15 protein-coding genes are annotated in these 15965 nt (G+C 42.8%); 9 read left to right on the plus strand and 6 right to left on the minus strand.

Annotated features, from left to right (window positions below):
- Window positions 1-20: 20 nt before the first annotated feature.
- The 8 genes from EWE74_RS15010 (at window position 21) to EWE74_RS15045 (ending at window position 8824) form a co-directional block, all read left to right on the plus strand.
- On the plus strand, window positions 21-1385 hold the full coding sequence (locus tag EWE74_RS15010) for a glycosyl hydrolase (protein ID WP_130142321.1): 1365 nt from the start codon (window positions 21-23) through the stop codon (window positions 1383-1385).
- Between the two features lie 30 nt (window positions 1386-1415).
- On the plus strand, window positions 1416-2435 hold the full coding sequence (locus EWE74_RS15015; RefSeq protein WP_130142322.1) for a glycoside hydrolase family 5 protein: 1020 nt from the start codon (window positions 1416-1418) through the stop codon (window positions 2433-2435).
- A 9-nt stretch (window positions 2436-2444) separates the two neighbouring features.
- Window positions 2445-3653, plus strand: coding sequence for a glycoside hydrolase family 130 protein (locus tag EWE74_RS15020; RefSeq protein ID WP_130142323.1), 1209 nt, complete (start codon window positions 2445-2447; stop codon window positions 3651-3653).
- Window positions 3629-5041 carry an MFS transporter gene (locus tag EWE74_RS15025; RefSeq protein WP_130142324.1) on the plus strand — a complete coding sequence of 471 codons (1413 nt, stop codon included), beginning with the start codon at window positions 3629-3631 and terminating at the stop codon, window positions 5039-5041. The genes EWE74_RS15020 and EWE74_RS15025 overlap by 25 nt, the downstream gene beginning before the upstream one ends.
- Window positions 5042-5190: 149 nt before the next feature.
- The gene (locus tag EWE74_RS15030; protein ID WP_239018673.1) at window positions 5191-5649 is read left to right on the plus strand and encodes a hypothetical protein; all 459 of its coding nucleotides are present in this window, start codon (window positions 5191-5193) and stop codon (window positions 5647-5649) included.
- Between the two features lie 214 nt (window positions 5650-5863).
- Entirely contained in the window at window positions 5864-6148 is a 285-nt protein-coding gene (locus EWE74_RS15035) for an HU family DNA-binding protein (protein WP_130142325.1), read from the plus strand.
- 12 nt (window positions 6149-6160) lie between these two features.
- Complete coding sequence (locus EWE74_RS15040) at window positions 6161-6994, plus strand: tetratricopeptide repeat protein (protein ID WP_130142326.1); 834 nt, start codon at window positions 6161-6163, stop codon at window positions 6992-6994.
- A 276-nt stretch (window positions 6995-7270) separates the two neighbouring features.
- On the plus strand, window positions 7271-8824 hold the full coding sequence (locus EWE74_RS15045; protein ID WP_130142327.1) for an Rne/Rng family ribonuclease: 1554 nt from the start codon (window positions 7271-7273) through the stop codon (window positions 8822-8824).
- Between the two features lie 84 nt (window positions 8825-8908).
- On the opposite strand, the gene miaA is transcribed toward EWE74_RS15045, so the two are convergent.
- The 3 genes from miaA to EWE74_RS15060 form a co-directional block, all read right to left on the minus strand.
- Window positions 8909-9814, minus strand: coding sequence for a tRNA (adenosine(37)-N6)-dimethylallyltransferase MiaA (gene miaA / locus EWE74_RS15050; protein ID WP_239018674.1), 906 nt, complete (start codon window positions 9812-9814; stop codon window positions 8909-8911).
- The gene (locus EWE74_RS15055) at window positions 9811-10983 is read right to left on the minus strand and encodes a Gfo/Idh/MocA family protein (protein WP_130142328.1); all 1173 of its coding nucleotides are present in this window, start codon (window positions 10981-10983) and stop codon (window positions 9811-9813) included. The genes miaA and EWE74_RS15055 overlap by 4 nt, the downstream gene beginning before the upstream one ends.
- A 177-nt stretch (window positions 10984-11160) precedes the next feature.
- Window positions 11161-11934, minus strand: coding sequence for a hypothetical protein (locus tag EWE74_RS15060; protein ID WP_130142329.1), 774 nt, complete (start codon window positions 11932-11934; stop codon window positions 11161-11163).
- Between the two features lie 135 nt (window positions 11935-12069).
- On the opposite strand from EWE74_RS15060, the gene def reads away from it, so the two are divergent.
- A complete protein-coding gene (gene def / locus EWE74_RS15065; RefSeq protein WP_130142330.1) occupies window positions 12070-12657 on the plus strand; it encodes a peptide deformylase in 588 nt (195 codons plus the stop codon).
- 22 nt (window positions 12658-12679) lie between these two features.
- Here def and EWE74_RS15070 read toward each other — a convergent pair whose 3' ends face one another.
- The 3 genes from EWE74_RS15070 to EWE74_RS15080 all read right to left on the minus strand — a co-directional run bounded on the left by EWE74_RS15070 (window position 12680) and on the right by EWE74_RS15080 (window position 15347).
- Complete coding sequence (locus EWE74_RS15070; protein WP_130142331.1) at window positions 12680-13282, minus strand: trimeric intracellular cation channel family protein; 603 nt, start codon at window positions 13280-13282, stop codon at window positions 12680-12682.
- A gap of 62 nt (window positions 13283-13344) precedes the next feature.
- Window positions 13345-14982, minus strand: coding sequence for a M56 family metallopeptidase (locus tag EWE74_RS15075; RefSeq protein ID WP_130142332.1), 1638 nt, complete (start codon window positions 14980-14982; stop codon window positions 13345-13347).
- An 11-nt stretch (window positions 14983-14993) separates the two neighbouring features.
- On the minus strand, window positions 14994-15347 hold the full coding sequence (locus tag EWE74_RS15080) for a BlaI/MecI/CopY family transcriptional regulator (protein WP_130142333.1): 354 nt from the start codon (window positions 15345-15347) through the stop codon (window positions 14994-14996).
- Window positions 15348-15965: the final 618 nt, after the last annotated feature.

Consider the following 15965-nt stretch of genomic DNA (forward strand, 5'->3'; position numbering starts at 1 on the left):
AAAAAGATGATTGATTATTTATGGAGAATAAACGGTGCGCGTTATGGCTGTATATTGTTTTCTTATCGTTTAGCTGTTCTAAAGGCAATCCAAACCAAGAGATAACGGATGCCCCCCAGCCCCTTTTGATTTCTTCCTCGGTAAAAGATGGCGCGGATGACGTGCCTATCGGGGAGAATACCATTGTCCTGCAGTTTGACCAGAATATTGTGCTGGACCAACAACGCGGCATACAACTCAACGGACAAACGGTGGAGCAGGTCTATGCGGCTTTCAAAGAGCTGAAAATAACCGTTCACTTACAGGGTGGAACACGTTATACGCTGAACATTCCCGAGCAGACCATAAAAGGCCCTAGGGGGGCGTTTGCAGCAGAAATACAATTGTCCTTTACGACCGATGACTTTCATGATCCAGATATCGGTACGGCTTTGGTAACCCCAAATGCCAGTGTGCAAGCAAGAAAGGTATACGACTTTTTGCGCGAGCAGTATGGGGCGAAGATGATATCGGGTGCCATGGCAAACGTCAACTGGAACAGCAATGAAGCCGAATGGGTATACCGGCATACGGGAAAATATCCTGCATTAAATTGTTTTGATTACCTACACTTATACGCTTCGCCTGCCGATTGGATCAACTACGAAAACACACAGGTAGTCGAAGATTGGTGGCGTAGTAAGGGGTTGGTGGCCGCTTCTTGGCATTGGAACGTACCGGCGTACGAAGGAAGTGCTGATTATCATTTCTATACCAAAGATACTCGTTTTGATATCTCCAAGGCAGTCATTAGCGGAACCTACGAAAATACAGTTGTTAGAGCCGACTTAGAACGCATGGCGAATCATCTTATCCTTTTGCAGGATAAGCACATTCCCGTTTTGTGGCGCCCGCTACACGAAGCTTCGGGAAAATGGTTTTGGTGGGGAGCGAAAACGGCAGAAGACTACCGAAAACTGTGGATAATGATGTTTGAAATCTTCCAGGAGAAAGGACTGAATAACCTTATCTGGATTTGGACGAGCCAGGGTGATGATGCAGCGTGGTACCCAGGAGATGATTATGTGGATATGATTGGATGCGACCTTTACGAAAAGCCAAATGCGAACGAAATCGCTGCATTGTATACATCGTTGCAAAAGGAGTATCCGAATAAGATGTTGACACTAAGTGAGTTTGGAGGAGTAGCAGACTTGTCGACACAGTGGAATAGCGGGGCGCAATGGTCTTGGGCAATGCCCTGGTATGATTATGACCGAACCAAAAACATGTCCGGACCGGAGTTTAACAAGGAGGGACATATGCACGCCGATATCGATTATTGGCATCGTGTATTGGCAGATGAACGAACGATTACCTTAGACGAGATGCCGGACTTACGTTAAGAATGGATTCGTCTTATAAAAATAAAACGTATGAAGAACTATTTGTTTAAAGCCGTAAAGGCGTTATTTTGGAGTGCAGGGGTATGGTTTCTTGTCAGTGGATGTTCCGCTGGAACATCGAACACCATATCGGAACGCGAAGAAGCTCCGGCGACTGTGGTGGAGGAGCATGGGCAGCTATCTGTGCAAGGAGTAACCCTGCACGACCAGCATGGCCGGCCGGTTGTATTGCGTGGTGTGAGCTTGGGCTGGCATAACTGGTGGCCGCGCTTTTATCAAAGAGAAACCGTAGGATGGCTGGCACAAGATTGGAATATATCCGTTATCAGGGCAGCAATTGGTGTCGGGCCGGAAGGGTCTTACCTTGACAACCCAGCGTTTGCACTTGACTGCCTATATCAGGTTGTAGATGCGGCCATCGCCGAGGGAATTTATGTTATCGTAGATTGGCATAGCCATGAAATTCATACCGAAAAAGCAAAGGATTTTTTTAAGAAAGTTGCCACGAAATACCAAGAATATCCAAATGTGATTTACGAGATATACAATGAACCAGTAGAAGATAGTTGGACAGACGTTAAGCGCTATGCGGAGGAAATCATTGCGGAAATTAGAAAGATCAATAGCGAGGTAATTATATTAGTGGGATGTCCGCATTGGGATCAAGATATTCATCTTGTAGCCGAAGATCCGATACAGGGCTATGATAATATCATGTATACTGTCCATTTCTATGCGGCCACCCATAAGCAATATCTGCGGGATCGCACCGATGAAGCAATGGCCAAAGGTATTCCGGTTTTCATATCCGAATGTGCGGGAATGGAAGCTACCGGCGACGGACCGATCGATCAGGAAGAGTGGCAACGTTGGGTTTCGTGGATGGATGACAAGAAATTAAGTTGGGCGGCTTGGTCTATCGCCGATAAAGATGAAACTTGTTCCATGATCCGCGATCCGCATGCGCCTCGGGCATCTTGGAGTGAAGATGATTTGAAGGAATGGGGAAAGACTGTCCGAAGCGAGTTGAAAAAAGGAAAGTCGAACTAAGATGATACGATGAACGATTTATTTGCTACGCGCGTTGCGGCCATGCATGCAGCACACCAACAATTGATCAATCGGAAAAATGAGCCGATTTTACATGGCAATGGAGTCTTTGAACGTTATCGATATCCAGTGCTTACGGCAGAGCATACACCGGTTTTCTGGCGCTACGATCTCTCGCGGGATACCAATCCTTATTTTATGGAACGGTTTGGCATCAACGCAACGTTCAATGCCGGTGCCATCCGGTGGAAAGAGAAATATGTACTCGTCGTACGGGTTGAGGGAAATGATCGTAAGTCTTTTTTTGCGATCGCCGAGAGTCCTACCGGCGTCGATAATTTTGTTTTTTGGAACCACCCTATCGCAATTCCCGAACTGGATGATCCGGACGTCAATGTGTATGATATGCGCCTCACGGTGCACGAGGATGGCTGGATATACGGGCTGTTTTGTACCGAACGGAAAGATCCCAATGCGCCAGCCGGAGATCTATCGACGGCTGTGGCTTCAGCGGGCATTGTCCGTAGCAAAGATCTCGTAGTATGGGAAAGGTTGCCGGATCTACAATCCAAAAGCCAGCAGCGAAACGTAGTACTCCATCCCTCCTTTGTAAAAGGAAAATATGCCTTGTACACACGCCCGCAGGATGGCTTTATTGATGCCGGAAATGGCGGTGGAATTGGGTGGGCATTGGTGGACAGCATGGAGGACGCGGTAATAACTGAGGAGCGTATACTGAACCATCGCTTTTACCATACCATAAAGGAAATGAAAAACGGCGAGGGTCCCGCCCCGCTCAAAACACCCAAAGGTTGGTTGCACCTGGCACATGGTGTCCGTAGCTGTGCCGCGGGGCTTCGTTATGTTTTGTACTTATATCTGACCGATCTGGATCAACCGGACAGACTGATCGCCGAACCAGCCGGGTATTTTATGGCACCGGAAGGTGAAGAGCGGATCGGGGATGTGTCCAATGTGCTTTTTTCGAACGGTTGGATAACGGATGAAGAAGGAAAAGTGTATATTTATTACGCCTCTAGTGATACCCGTATGCATGTGGCTGTCTCCAGTATAGACAGGTTGCTGGATTACTGTTTGCACACTGCTGCAGACGGGTATCGTTCGGCCACATCCGTACAGGTGCTGACGGATCTGATTAATAAAAATAGCAACTTAAAGCTCAATCCCAGTATATGGAAAGCAACCGGATCAGTTTAAAAGAAAAAATCGCATACGGCTTGGGTGATGCCGCATCTTCTATGTATTGGAAGTTGTTTGGGATGTACCTGATGTTTTTCTATACAGATATTTTCGGAATGGAGGCGAAGGTGGTCGGCACCATGTTTTTGATTACCCGCGTATGGGATTCCCTGTTTGATCCTGTCGTCGGCGTTTTTGCCGACCGCATCCATACCCGCTGGGGGAAGTTCCGCCCTTTTATGCTCTATATGGCGATACCCTTCGGTATAATGGGCGTGCTGACATTTTATACACCCGCATTTGGAGATATCGGCAAGGTGGTGTATGCGTATCTGACCTATTCCATCATGATGATGGTATATTCGGCTATCAATGTTCCTTATGCTTCCTTGCTAGGTGTAATCAGTCCTTCACCCAAGGTCCGTAACGTATTGGCCACGTATCGGATGACCTTTGCTTATCTAGGAAGCTTCGTCACCCTGCTGTTGTTCAGCCCACTAGTAAGTTACTTCAGTGACGGTAGCAAGGCGCTTACAGACCAACAGCAGGGCTGGACCATGGCAGCTGTGGTTATCGCAGCATGTAGCGTAGTCCTATTTTTGCTGTGTTTCTTATGGACGCGTGAACGGGTAACCAACATTCCAGAGCAGCAATCCACCCTCAAGGAAGATATCCGGGACTTGGTGCGCAACGGTCCGTGGTGGATATTACTAGGCGCCAGCATCATGACCTTGTTGTTTAACTCCGTACGAGATGGGGCAGCGCTGTATTATTTTAAATATTACGTCCAAGAGGAGACCTTTGGGGAGATTAGCCTATTTCGTATTCCTTTTGTATTGAGCGGACTATATCTATCCCTTGGACAGGTGGCTAATATCGTGGGTGTTATCTCGGCGGCTCCGTTGAGTAATAGGATTGGAAAAAAGGCCACTTTCGTCTTAGCAATGGGTTTGGCAACTATAGGTAGCACGGCTTTTTTTTGGCTCGGAAGCGATGACTTGTGGGGAATTTTTGGATTACAGGTGTTGATCAGTATCTGCGCCGGCACAGTATTTCCCTTACTTTGGTCTATGTATGCCGATTGTGCGGACTATTCCGAGTTTAATACCGGGAATAGGGCAACAGGGCTGATTTTTAGCTCGTCTTCTATGAGTCAGAAACTCGGCTGGGCTTTGGGAACTGCCGTTACAGGATGGTTACTCGGCTATTTTGGTTTTCAAGCGAACTTCGAGCAATCCGCCGAAACGCTAAAAGGTATCCGGATGTTCCTGAGCCTGTTTCCTGCCATAGGGACGGCTTTATCGATTGCCTTTATCTGTTTTTATCCCCTGAACGAAAAGAAAATGCTCCTGATTTCCGATGAGCTGCAAACGAGAAGAAACAACGATAAAACGGGTGCATTATAGTAGGTCAAGGATAGATACAGATTATCCTATTTTTGCGGTACTCCTCGCTTTAAAATGCTACATATCGGCCTAGCGCCTTATTTTATGGTTATGGTCTTGTACTAGGAAATCCAAAAATTTAGGTTAAATTTAGATAGAAAATAGAAAACATGAAGAAAATACAGGGATTGATAATCATCTTTTGCTGTTGGGCGGGAATATTACACGCACAAAATCCACAAAAATTAGGCTGGATATGGGGCCCGTCTGTAGGATGGCAATACCAAAGTGGGAATTTCCTGAAAGCTTCGGGCTGGGGGTTATTTGCACCAAATGATTATCAATATATAAAGTTTAATGCTGGTGCAAACTTTACGTGGATGCAGCGTAAGACTACCATCATCCCTGAAGTGGGCGTAACCTATTATTTAAGCAATCGTTTAATTTTTCCATTTATTCAGGCAGAGGCTACACCTTATACGATTACACCCAAAGTAGGCGTAAGTGTACTTTCCATAGTAGATTTAGGAGTAGGCTATGGATTCGATATACGGACAAAAGAAGATTTTAAACCACTGAAAGGGCTAACCGGTTCTGTGACGTTGAATATTCCACTTAAATTGTACTAAAATTGACGGAAGCGATGAAGTGCTGTCGTCATATATTTTAGGTCGACCTATCTAAAATATAGTAAATGGTTGATACAGAAAAGTTTTTGAATGGGCGAAGTTTGGTAAAAAAACAAAATAAATTTTTAAACATCATAAAAAAAAGATACTTTTGCATCCCCAAACTGCTGTTGCGTTAAGGGTTGAGAAATAAATAATTACAGTAAAAACAGATATGACTAAAGCAGAAATTATTGCGGAAATCTCTAATAAAACAGGCTTAGAGAAAGTAGATGTTCAAGAAACAGTAGAGGCGTTTTTTAAGGTTGTGAAAAATGCGATGATTAGCGGAGAGAATGTGTACGTTAGAGGTTTCGGAAGTTTTGTTGTGAAGAAAAGAGCAGAGAAAACAGCTCGTAATATTTCAAAAAACACAGCGATTATTATTCCGGCACACTATGTGCCAAGCTTTAAACCGGCAAAAGTTTTTGTAGAAAAAGTTAAACACGGTAACAAGTAAAACTGAACCAAAATGAATACCAAACAAATCATAGTGATCGTTATTGTCGTCGCCTTAATGGGTGGACTTTTGGCGCGTCCTATAAAAGGTTTGGTAGACGAAAACAAAGGAGCTAATAGTTCGGCAGATGCGACGACTTCTTCAGCGTTTAATTTCCAAAGTGTATCTGAAATTACCAAACAGTCGATAAATGCCAGTATTGCACAGGAAATTACGGCGTTGGAGGAGAAAGTAGCGCAGACTAGTGGAGATGAAAAGCTGGCGCTGTTGGAACAATTGGTGCAAAAATGGGACGACGTGGCTAAGTTTGCTCCTCAGGGGTTTGTCTATGAGGAAATGGCCGAAATTTCACCTAAATTTGAGTATTTGTTGAAAGCTGGAGACGCCTATCGGGCGGCATACACGAATCTGCAAGATACAGCAATGTCCGCAGAGCTAAACAGACTAGCCATTCGATCGTATGAAAAAGCAATAGCACTAGACGAAAACAATTTGGACGCAAAAACAGGATTAGGTGCAGCTATGGTAACAGGAGGCGGTAACCCAATGGCGGGAATCGCTTTATTACAGGAAGTTGTTGCGAAAGACCCGAAAAACATTAATGCAAACAAAACATTGGGATTGTTTTCTTTACAATCTCGACAATTCGACAAAGCTATTGAGCGATTCAAAACAGTTGTCGAATTGAGCCCCGATGCAGAGTCGTACTTTTATTTAGCAACGGGCTACGAAAATATTGGATTGAAGAACGAAGCCATCGCCGCTTTTCAGAAAAGTAAAGAGATGGCCGCAGATCCAACCTTATCTCAGTTCATCGACAGACGTGTGGAAGAACTCAGCAAGTAATTAACATATTAATTTATTCATTAAAAACATTAAAGCTATGCCAAGCGGAAAAAAAAGAAAAAGACACAAAATGGCTACGCACAAGCGTAAAAAACGTTTAAGAAAAAATAGACACAAGAAGAAATAAGCTTGTTGGTCTTTAGGCCGAAGCCTATAAGACGTCATACAATCTATAGTTTTACGTTTGAAAAACTGTAGATTGTATTTTTTCATTAATGCGTTTTTATGTTTCATCAGGCTAAATACAGTGCGTATAGAGCCGTAAATGAGTAGCTGTTGGTAAAGGAATTAATTATTGATTCAACTCCCGACAAGGGGGTGACTATTGCTTTACTACAGGACAAACAGCTTGTTGAGCTGAACAAGGAGCAGGCCGATAATAATTTTGCCGTAGGCGATATTTATCTGGGGCGTATCAAAAAGATCATGCCTGGCCTTAATGCCGCTTTCGTAGATGTAGGCTACGAAAAAGATGCGTTCTTACATTATTTGGATTTAGGGCCTCAGGTTCAGTCTTTGCTCAAGCTAACACGAATAGTAAAGAATGGCAGCTATCAAGAGAAGCTGCTCAATAGTTTGAAGCTTGAAAAGGATATTGATAAAGCAGGGAAGATTTCGGATATATTAAGCCGAAACGTGCTTTTACCAGTTCAGATTGCCAAAGAGCCTATCTCGACTAAAGGTCCCCGATTAAGTTCGGACCTCTCCATCGCAGGTAGATTCGTTGTATTGGTTCCTTTTTCAAGCGCAGTTTCCATATCCAAGAGAATTAAAGGAAGTGCTGAACGGAATAGACTGAAGAAAATAGTGGAAAGTATTAAACCACCCAACTTCGGCGTTATTATACGGACAGTTTCGGAAGGAAAAGGTGTAGACGAATTAGAGAAAGACCTTTTAGATTTAATCTCGAAATGGGAACTTTTTACCAAACGCCTTAAAAGTGTTGAACCCGCTCAGAAAGTATTAGGGGAGATGGATAGAGCTTCTACCATTTTGCGCGATATACTAACGGACGAATTCACACATATTCATGTCAATGACTATGCATTATATGAGGAAGTAAAATCGTATGTGCAAGAAATTTCGCCCGACCTGGAAAAGATAGTCAAACTTTATAAACATAAAGAACCTATTTTTGACCATTTCGGTGTCGAAAAACAAATTAAGGCGGCTTTCGGCAAAACGGTAAATCTGCAAGGGGGGGCTTATCTCGTTATTGAGCACACCGAAGCACTCCACGTCGTGGATGTTAATAGCGGAAACCGGATTGCTAGTAAAGAAAATCAAGAAGAAAATGCGCTGCTTGTAAATAAAGAAGCAGCAAAGGAAATCGCAAGGCAATTGCGATTACGTGATATGGGGGGAATTGTGGTTATCGATTTTATCGATATGCATAAACCGGCCAATCGCAAAGAATTGTATGGGTTTTTGAAAGAATGCATGGCAAACGATCGCGCCAAGCATACTATTCTTCCACCAAGTAAATTTGGATTGGTGCAAATAACCCGACAGCGCGTCAGACCCGAAATGAGTGTAGTGACAAATGAAAAATGTCCGGCATGTGGAGGAACTGGCGAAATTCGTTCTAGCATCGTATTGCTAGACGATATTGAAAGTAATTTGAGTTACATCTTACAAGAACAAAACGAAAAGGGAATTACACTCTGTGTCCACCCCTATATAGGCGCCTACATTAAGTCTGGTTTGTTCTCTATTAGACTCAAATGGTTTTTTAAATACGGTAAATGGATTAAGGTGAAAACCGTATCATCTTATCATTTGACACAATTTAGATTCTTTAATTCCAAAGACGAAGAGATTAAACTGTAAGTCTGGAAGAGATTATAAAAGGACGATTCCTCCAGGGTCGTCCTTTTTACATTTTTAGCTGATGGCGTGCGTAATTGAGGAGCGTTATAACCAATGGATTTTAATACCGTCTTTTTCCATTTTGCGGAAGTAAGTCATTTGTCGTTTCGCATATCGGTGTATCTCCGTATTTAATTTTTCTAGCAATCCGGGATAAGTCAGTGCTCCTTGTAAGTATAAGGTTATGTATTTGTATTCCAGACCGTAATAGATTAAATCCGCTGGACTTATTCCCTTCTCGATAAGGTGCTTAACTTCTTCAACAAGCCCCTGCTGTAACCGTGCATGAAGTCTTTGTGTAATCGACATCCTTCTTTTCTCCAATGGCGGACAAAGCCCGAATACCAGATAATTTGGGACGATGCGCTGTAGCTGCTTTGGTTGGCGGTGGTGTTGTAGGTATAAGAGGATTTCGAGCGCTCTTACCAGTCGTTTATGGTTATGAAAATCTATCTGGAGGTCTGGCGGAACGCCAATGGTATGAATCCGCTCGAGAAGTTCTTCTTCAGCTAGTTGAGATAGTTTTTTTTGAAGATAACTATCCTTCGGAATTTGTGCATACGGCCGGTCTTGTAAAACAGATTGTATATACGAACCAGAACCGCCACAGAGTATAGGTTGTTTCTGCACATTAATAATATGATCATAAGCTTTAAAGAAGTCACGCCTAAAAAGATCTGCGTTGTATTTATCTCCGGGCTTTTTGATATTGATAAGATGGTAAGGCACGTCTCGATATTCTTCCAGATCTTTGCCGGTTCCGATATCCATATCCCTATATACCTGACGCGAATCCGCCGATATAATTTCACCGTCAATTTGTCTAGCTAATTCTACAGCAAGTTTGGTCTTGCCCGAAGCAGTAGGGCCGAGTATGATGATTAATAAATCAGGCGAAAGTTTTTCTTTCGCCTGGTGAATGATCTCGTTTATGCTCGCGCTAGTGCTCACATTTCAAATTTAGTCCATTTTTCATTGCTTGCATTGCTAGCAACGACATTTTGAACAAAAGCCATTCCACGAACGCCGTCGTCCACGGTTGGGAAATCCAATTCCTCAGGAGAAGGTGTCCTCCCCTCACGTTTCGCACTTGCAGTAGCCGCAAAATTGCGGTAAATGTTTGCAAATGCTTCCAGCAATCCTTCCGGATGTCCAGCAGGTATACGGGTATTGTGCGTAGCAAATGAACTTAGCGTATATGGAGCGTTGTAGGCATTGCCCGTTCGGTAGAGTTGTCGAGGCTGATCCAGCATTTTAACGATCAGGTTATTTGGGTCTTCATTGGCCCATTCTAACCCACCCTTTTCGCCGTAAATACGGATTCTCACCGCATTTTCCTCGCCAGCAGAAATTTGTGATGCCATCAAAACACCTTTTGCGCCATTGTCGAACCGTAATAATACGGATCCGTCATCGTCTAATACACGTCCTTCTACCAACGTACTGAGATCGGCACAAAGCTCCGTGATTTTTAGTCCGGAAACATACTCTGCCAAATGGGCAGCATGCGTTCCAATATCACCCATTACAAGCGATAAGCCTGATTTTTTCGGATCAGCACGCCAAGCAGCACCGGCATTTCCCTCACGTTCTGATAGGCGGCTTAACCAGCCTTGCGGGTATTCCACCACAATCTTCCGGATTTTGCCGAGATGTCCCTCCTTTACCATAGCTTTTGCCTGTTTTACCATTGGATAACCTGAATAGGTATGCGTGAGACAAAGGGTTCTTCCTGTTTTTTCTACAACAGCTTTAAGTTCTTTTGCCTCCTCTAGCGTGACGGTCATGGGTTTTTCTATGACGACGTCAAAACCATTTTCTAAGGCCATCTTTGCTGGTGCAAAATGTAGAAAATTGGGAGTAACTACCGTTAGAAAGTCCATGCGCTCCCCTTCTGGTAGCTGAGATTCTTTCGTTATCATCTCTTCGTAGTCGGCATATACGCGGTCCGGAGCAACAAAAAGTTCCGCTGCAGATTGACGGGAAATTTCCGGATTAATGCTGAAGGCACCACATACTAACTCGATTTTTCCGTCCATAAATGCGGCGATTCGGTGCACGGCGCCAATGAAAGCATCTTTACCACCACCAACCATGCCCATCCGTAGTTTACGTTTCATATGTAATTATTTTGTTTAGTTAAATTTCTAAGTGTTAAATATACACAACCCAGACTATTTTTCATCGGTTTATTTTCTTTTTAATGGCTGATGAGAGCTCGAGTAAATAATCATTACCCTGTGTGTCAATTATTATCTTCGATGAGTTCGCTACGCTCGGTTATTTACATCTCGGTTTCATAGCCGGAGTATCAATTTCGTACTTCCGCTGTTGTGAGAAATATACCCTGTAGGATAAGTTTGTTGGAGTTGAACGAGATGCTCCACACCCCTTATATGATGTCGTTCCTTATCCACAATCCAGAAAGCCTGGGGAGAGGTACATCCTTGCTCTTCAAAACCCAATGTGCGGAGGTTCGAAACCTGCGCCCAATCCCTGTCCACATAGGTCATGATATCATTTGGGTGAAAATCTTTTATGAATGCTTTAAGGAGCTTGGACAGGCCGCCTACAACGCGGTATCCTGCCTTGTGGCAAAAACGTATAAGCTCGAAAGATCGATAGTTAGACGCCTGCTCCCGCATTCGCCGGCCGCCACTGAAAATAGCAACGGAGACGAGTTCTCCCTCGTCGAATAATCCATAGCGATACTTTCCGGGGATGGCAACTTGCAGGTGGTTTTCTGCTAAAAAAGCTAAGGCGATACCTTTATCGATACGCGCGACGACCGTTTGACGACCATGGATCACTTTTCCTCTCCCTAATAGCGAATATATGCGGGCGCGGATTTTGTACGGATCTCTTAAAATTTGATCTTGATCAATATGAAAAGTGCGTTGATCGCCCGTGTTGACGCGCACTGCATTTTCTTCGAAATAGATTACCAAAGCAATATCGGGCGTAAGCGCTTGTAAGACAATTACGCCATCTAAGTCTTCTCGGGAAAAGAAAATGCCCAGATCCTTCTGTAGTGTAGAAATAAAGTTTTCTATTGCTAGAGGTACCACCATAGTATACAAAGTTAGCACAATCTAAAGTGGAATAAATTATTATTGATACCTTTGTATGATATTAAAATAACGGGATGAAGCCGAACCCAATGTTATCGGGGAGCTCTCATCAACCATTGAAGAAAAATTAATTAGATGAAATTACCGATAGTCGCATACGGCGACCCTATATTGAGAAAAAAAGCAGAAGAAATTGATGAGGATTACCCTAATTTAAAGGAGTTAATCAGCGATATGTTTGAGACCATGTACGCCGCTCGAGGAGTGGGGCTTGCTGCACCCCAAATAGGGCTACCCATTCGTTTGTTTGTGATTGATGCTTCTCCGTTTGCAGAAGACGACGAAGATGGTGAGGGTGATCCAGCATTGAAAGACTTTAAAAAAGTCTTGATTAACCCGATTATCATAGCGGAAAAAGGAGAGAAATGGGGCTTTAACGAGGGCTGCTTGAGCATTCCAGACATTAATGAAGAGGTCATGCGTCCATCCCACGTTGTGATTAATTATTTAGATGAAAATTTTGAAGAACATGAAGTAGAGCTCTCCGGTCTTGCTGCCCGTGTTGTTCAGCACGAGTACGATCATATCGAAGGCAAACTTTTTGTCGACAAACTGAGCCCGCTCAAGAAAGCCATGTTAAAGGGGAAATTAGATACCATATCCAAAGGGATGGTGCATGTCGGATATAAAATGAAATTTCCTAATCCCAAAAAGAAAAGGTAACCGTTGAATCTACCTTTTCTTTTTAACCGCCTATCCCGGGTAAGGATAATTTATATTTGACCGCCGCAAGACGGATAACAGAGACGGTTAGCGTGGAAACAAAGGCATTGATTGCTGTATCAACCCCCCAAGAACCTAAAATCATATATATAATTGCACCGGATAGGCAGGCTGTGGCGTATATTTCTTTCCGGAAAATCAATGGTGTTTCATTCATTAAGGTATCGCGAATCACCCCTCCCATAACAGCAGAGAAAACGCCCAGAATAACGGCAGCTGTCTGTGTACTTTCATAGGTAAGCGATTTCTGTACGCCCACGACACAGAAGAAACCTATTCCCAAAGCATCAAAGAAAGTTAGCGTTCTAGCCAGGCGATGTAACTGCCTGTTTCCGGCAATAGAAATAAGAACACCGATTAAAATGGCAATAAGATAGTTACTGTCATCTACCCATATGGGACGCAAATTCAAAAATACATCCCGTAAGGATCCACCGCCTATGGCTGTCACAAAACCGGTAAACGTAGCCCCAAAAATGTCCATCCCTGAACGATTAGCCGCCATAGCACCCGATATGGCAAAAACCATAGTGCCTAGAAGGTCGATGCAATAAATAATGTTCATCCCGCAATAATGGTGATAAATAATGCACAAAGATAGTGCATTATTGCGGGATGGTCATAGTATTACTGAAGGGAGTTATAGTGTTCTGCCATATTTTTAGCACTTGCTTCGATATCGGCTATTTTTTCTTTCCACTCTGTTGAATTGAAATATTCACCTACTTTTTTCGCCTGTGTCTCTATATCTGCGATCTTATTTTTCCACTCGGGCGAGTTGTAATAAGCTTCGATTTTTTTCGTATTTTCTTCGATGTCCGCTAGCTTCGATTTCCATTCCGATGAATTGAAATATTCCTCTGTTTTTTTTGCGGCTTGTGTCTCTATTTCTGCGACTTTGTTTTTCCACGCGGGCGAGTTGTAATAGGCTTCAATCTTTTTAGCTTCGGCTTCTATCTCTGCTATTTGTGCTTTCCATTCCGATGAGGTAAAATATTCTTCTGTTTTTCTCGCTTGTTTTTCTATATCAGCGATTTTATTTTTCCACTCGGGCGAGTTGTAATAGGCTTCAATCTTTTTAGCTTCGGCTTCTACATCTTTAATGTATGTTTCTTCTGTTCGAGGCTCTTCAGGGGACAAAGGAGGTGTTATAGTATCTTGAAGAAAAGAGGGATAATCTGGGGCAGCCGCTGCTGGAGGTATCTGATAAATTGCGGTGGGGTCTTCTACAGCTGGTGTCATGTTGATTTCTTCTGTAACAGTAGCTGGTTTTTCTGAAGGAGAGATCCAAGCTATAGTAAGTAATGCTAAGGAGCAAAGAACAACAGCTATAAGATGTTGTCGTGCATGGAGATGATTTTTTTCCATATTCGTGATTCTTTGTATGCGATGTAATAAATGATGTTTTTTGCCTATAGCAGCCATAGCGTACATAGGAGCAGCTGTACTTTTAAGGCATTCAACAGACATTAATGCTTGAGCGTAGGCAATGGATGATGGCGTCCATTTCATGACGATATCATCGCAGGCATGTTCCCGTTCAGTGTCTATATAGCGGGAAAGAAGCCAAACAAAAGGGTTGAAAAATAATATTGTTTCCATGGCAACCTTGAATAGGTTGAATAAATAATCCTGTCGTTTAATATGTGCCAATTCATGTATTAATATAGATTCTACTTGCTCTAATTCAAGATGATTGACAAATGCAACCGGAAATAGAATGATTGGCTTTAGATGCCCTATTACCATGGGTACAGATATTTTTTCCGATAAATGAAATTGTATATGTTGTTTGATTTGAAGTTTAAAACAAATATCTCGGAAAGATTGATCCCACACAATAGGAATAGTAGACAATCCTCGTGTTTTGAGATAACGGAGTTTGGACAAACTGCTGCTAAAAATGATGAACTGGAAAGAAAGTCCCAATACATATAAGGAACTCATCCACGGCAATAACGGGTTTACAGCTTTTAAAAACGAAGAAGAAGTTTCTGAAGATAAGACCAACGGCGCAGCTACGTAATCCATAAATACTTCTTCCGAAGTAGATGAGATATCCATGTAATGGCCAAAAGTAATGACAAATGCGATAGAGAGAATAAATTGTCCAAATAAGGCAAAGGCGTATTTATTTTTAGCCGTCAGTTTTGGCAAAAAGAGATAAAGGAAACATAGCATGCCATATATTAACGCTCCTTGCCAGAGGGAATGCGCTATGCTCCATCCTAATGCCTGCGTGATATTTTGAAGTAGACCATTCATATTTTGTCGATTTAAAGATTGTCTAAATATTTTTTGATTAACTCAATTTCTTCCTTACTTGTACGTTTGTTGCCAAGTGCCTGCATAACCAAACGAGCAGTAGAACCATTGTATACCGTGTTGATCATCTTTTCTAAAAAGGTATGTTGTGTTTGTTCTTTACTTAGTGAAGCTTTGTACAAATGCGTCTTTGCTGAGGCGTCACGTGAAACCATCCCCTTGTCCAACATAATTTGCATCAGCTTTAATGTGGTGGTATATCCAATGTCTTTTTTATTAAGCTCTTCATGTACGTGTCGTACACTGCTCTCCCCTTTTTCCCAGAGGATTTGCAATATCTCCATTTCACTATCTGTCGGTTTCATCTTTTTTTAATCTACGAATGTTTTCGTAGTCAAATGTACGAAGTGTTTCGTATATTCCAAATAGTAAGTATCTTTTTTTTCATAATCCAATGTCCAGAATTGTTCGCGGGGCCGTCTGATGGTGGACTATAAGTTGCCAGCAAAAAATATCGATCAGGTTTCCAGTACCTTGTGGGTTTTTTGGGAGCAAAAGTGTTTGGGGGCTTGGAGTGTATTGTTAAAGTTTCTACCTTTGCACCACTCCGCGAGGGAGGGCGTCCTGTTCACAGGATATGTTGAAAGGGGATAGGTAAAAAAGAAAATATTTTTTTTTGTTATTCCGAAAAACATCCCTACCTTTGCAGTCCCTTCGGGAACGAGGGGTACAGAAACAGAAGATCGACGGCCTATTTGGTCGGCAGATATAAATGCCAAAGCGCGAAGCGGCGGCGAGAGAAGTTCTTTAAGATATATGATCATGTAGCGCAGCAGGAGTCCTTTAGAGGGACGAAAGCTGTAAGAGATTACAATTTTTTCGGTCCGGGCCGTACAGTATACAATTACTGACGATCCGGTCATATAAGATGACCGGGGTCAATTTACATTTTTACAATGGAGAGTTTGATCCTGGCTCAGGAT

It is taken from the genome of Sphingobacterium corticibacterium, assembly GCF_004208525.1.
Classification (GTDB): domain Bacteria; phylum Bacteroidota; class Bacteroidia; order Sphingobacteriales; family Sphingobacteriaceae; genus Sphingobacterium; species Sphingobacterium corticibacterium.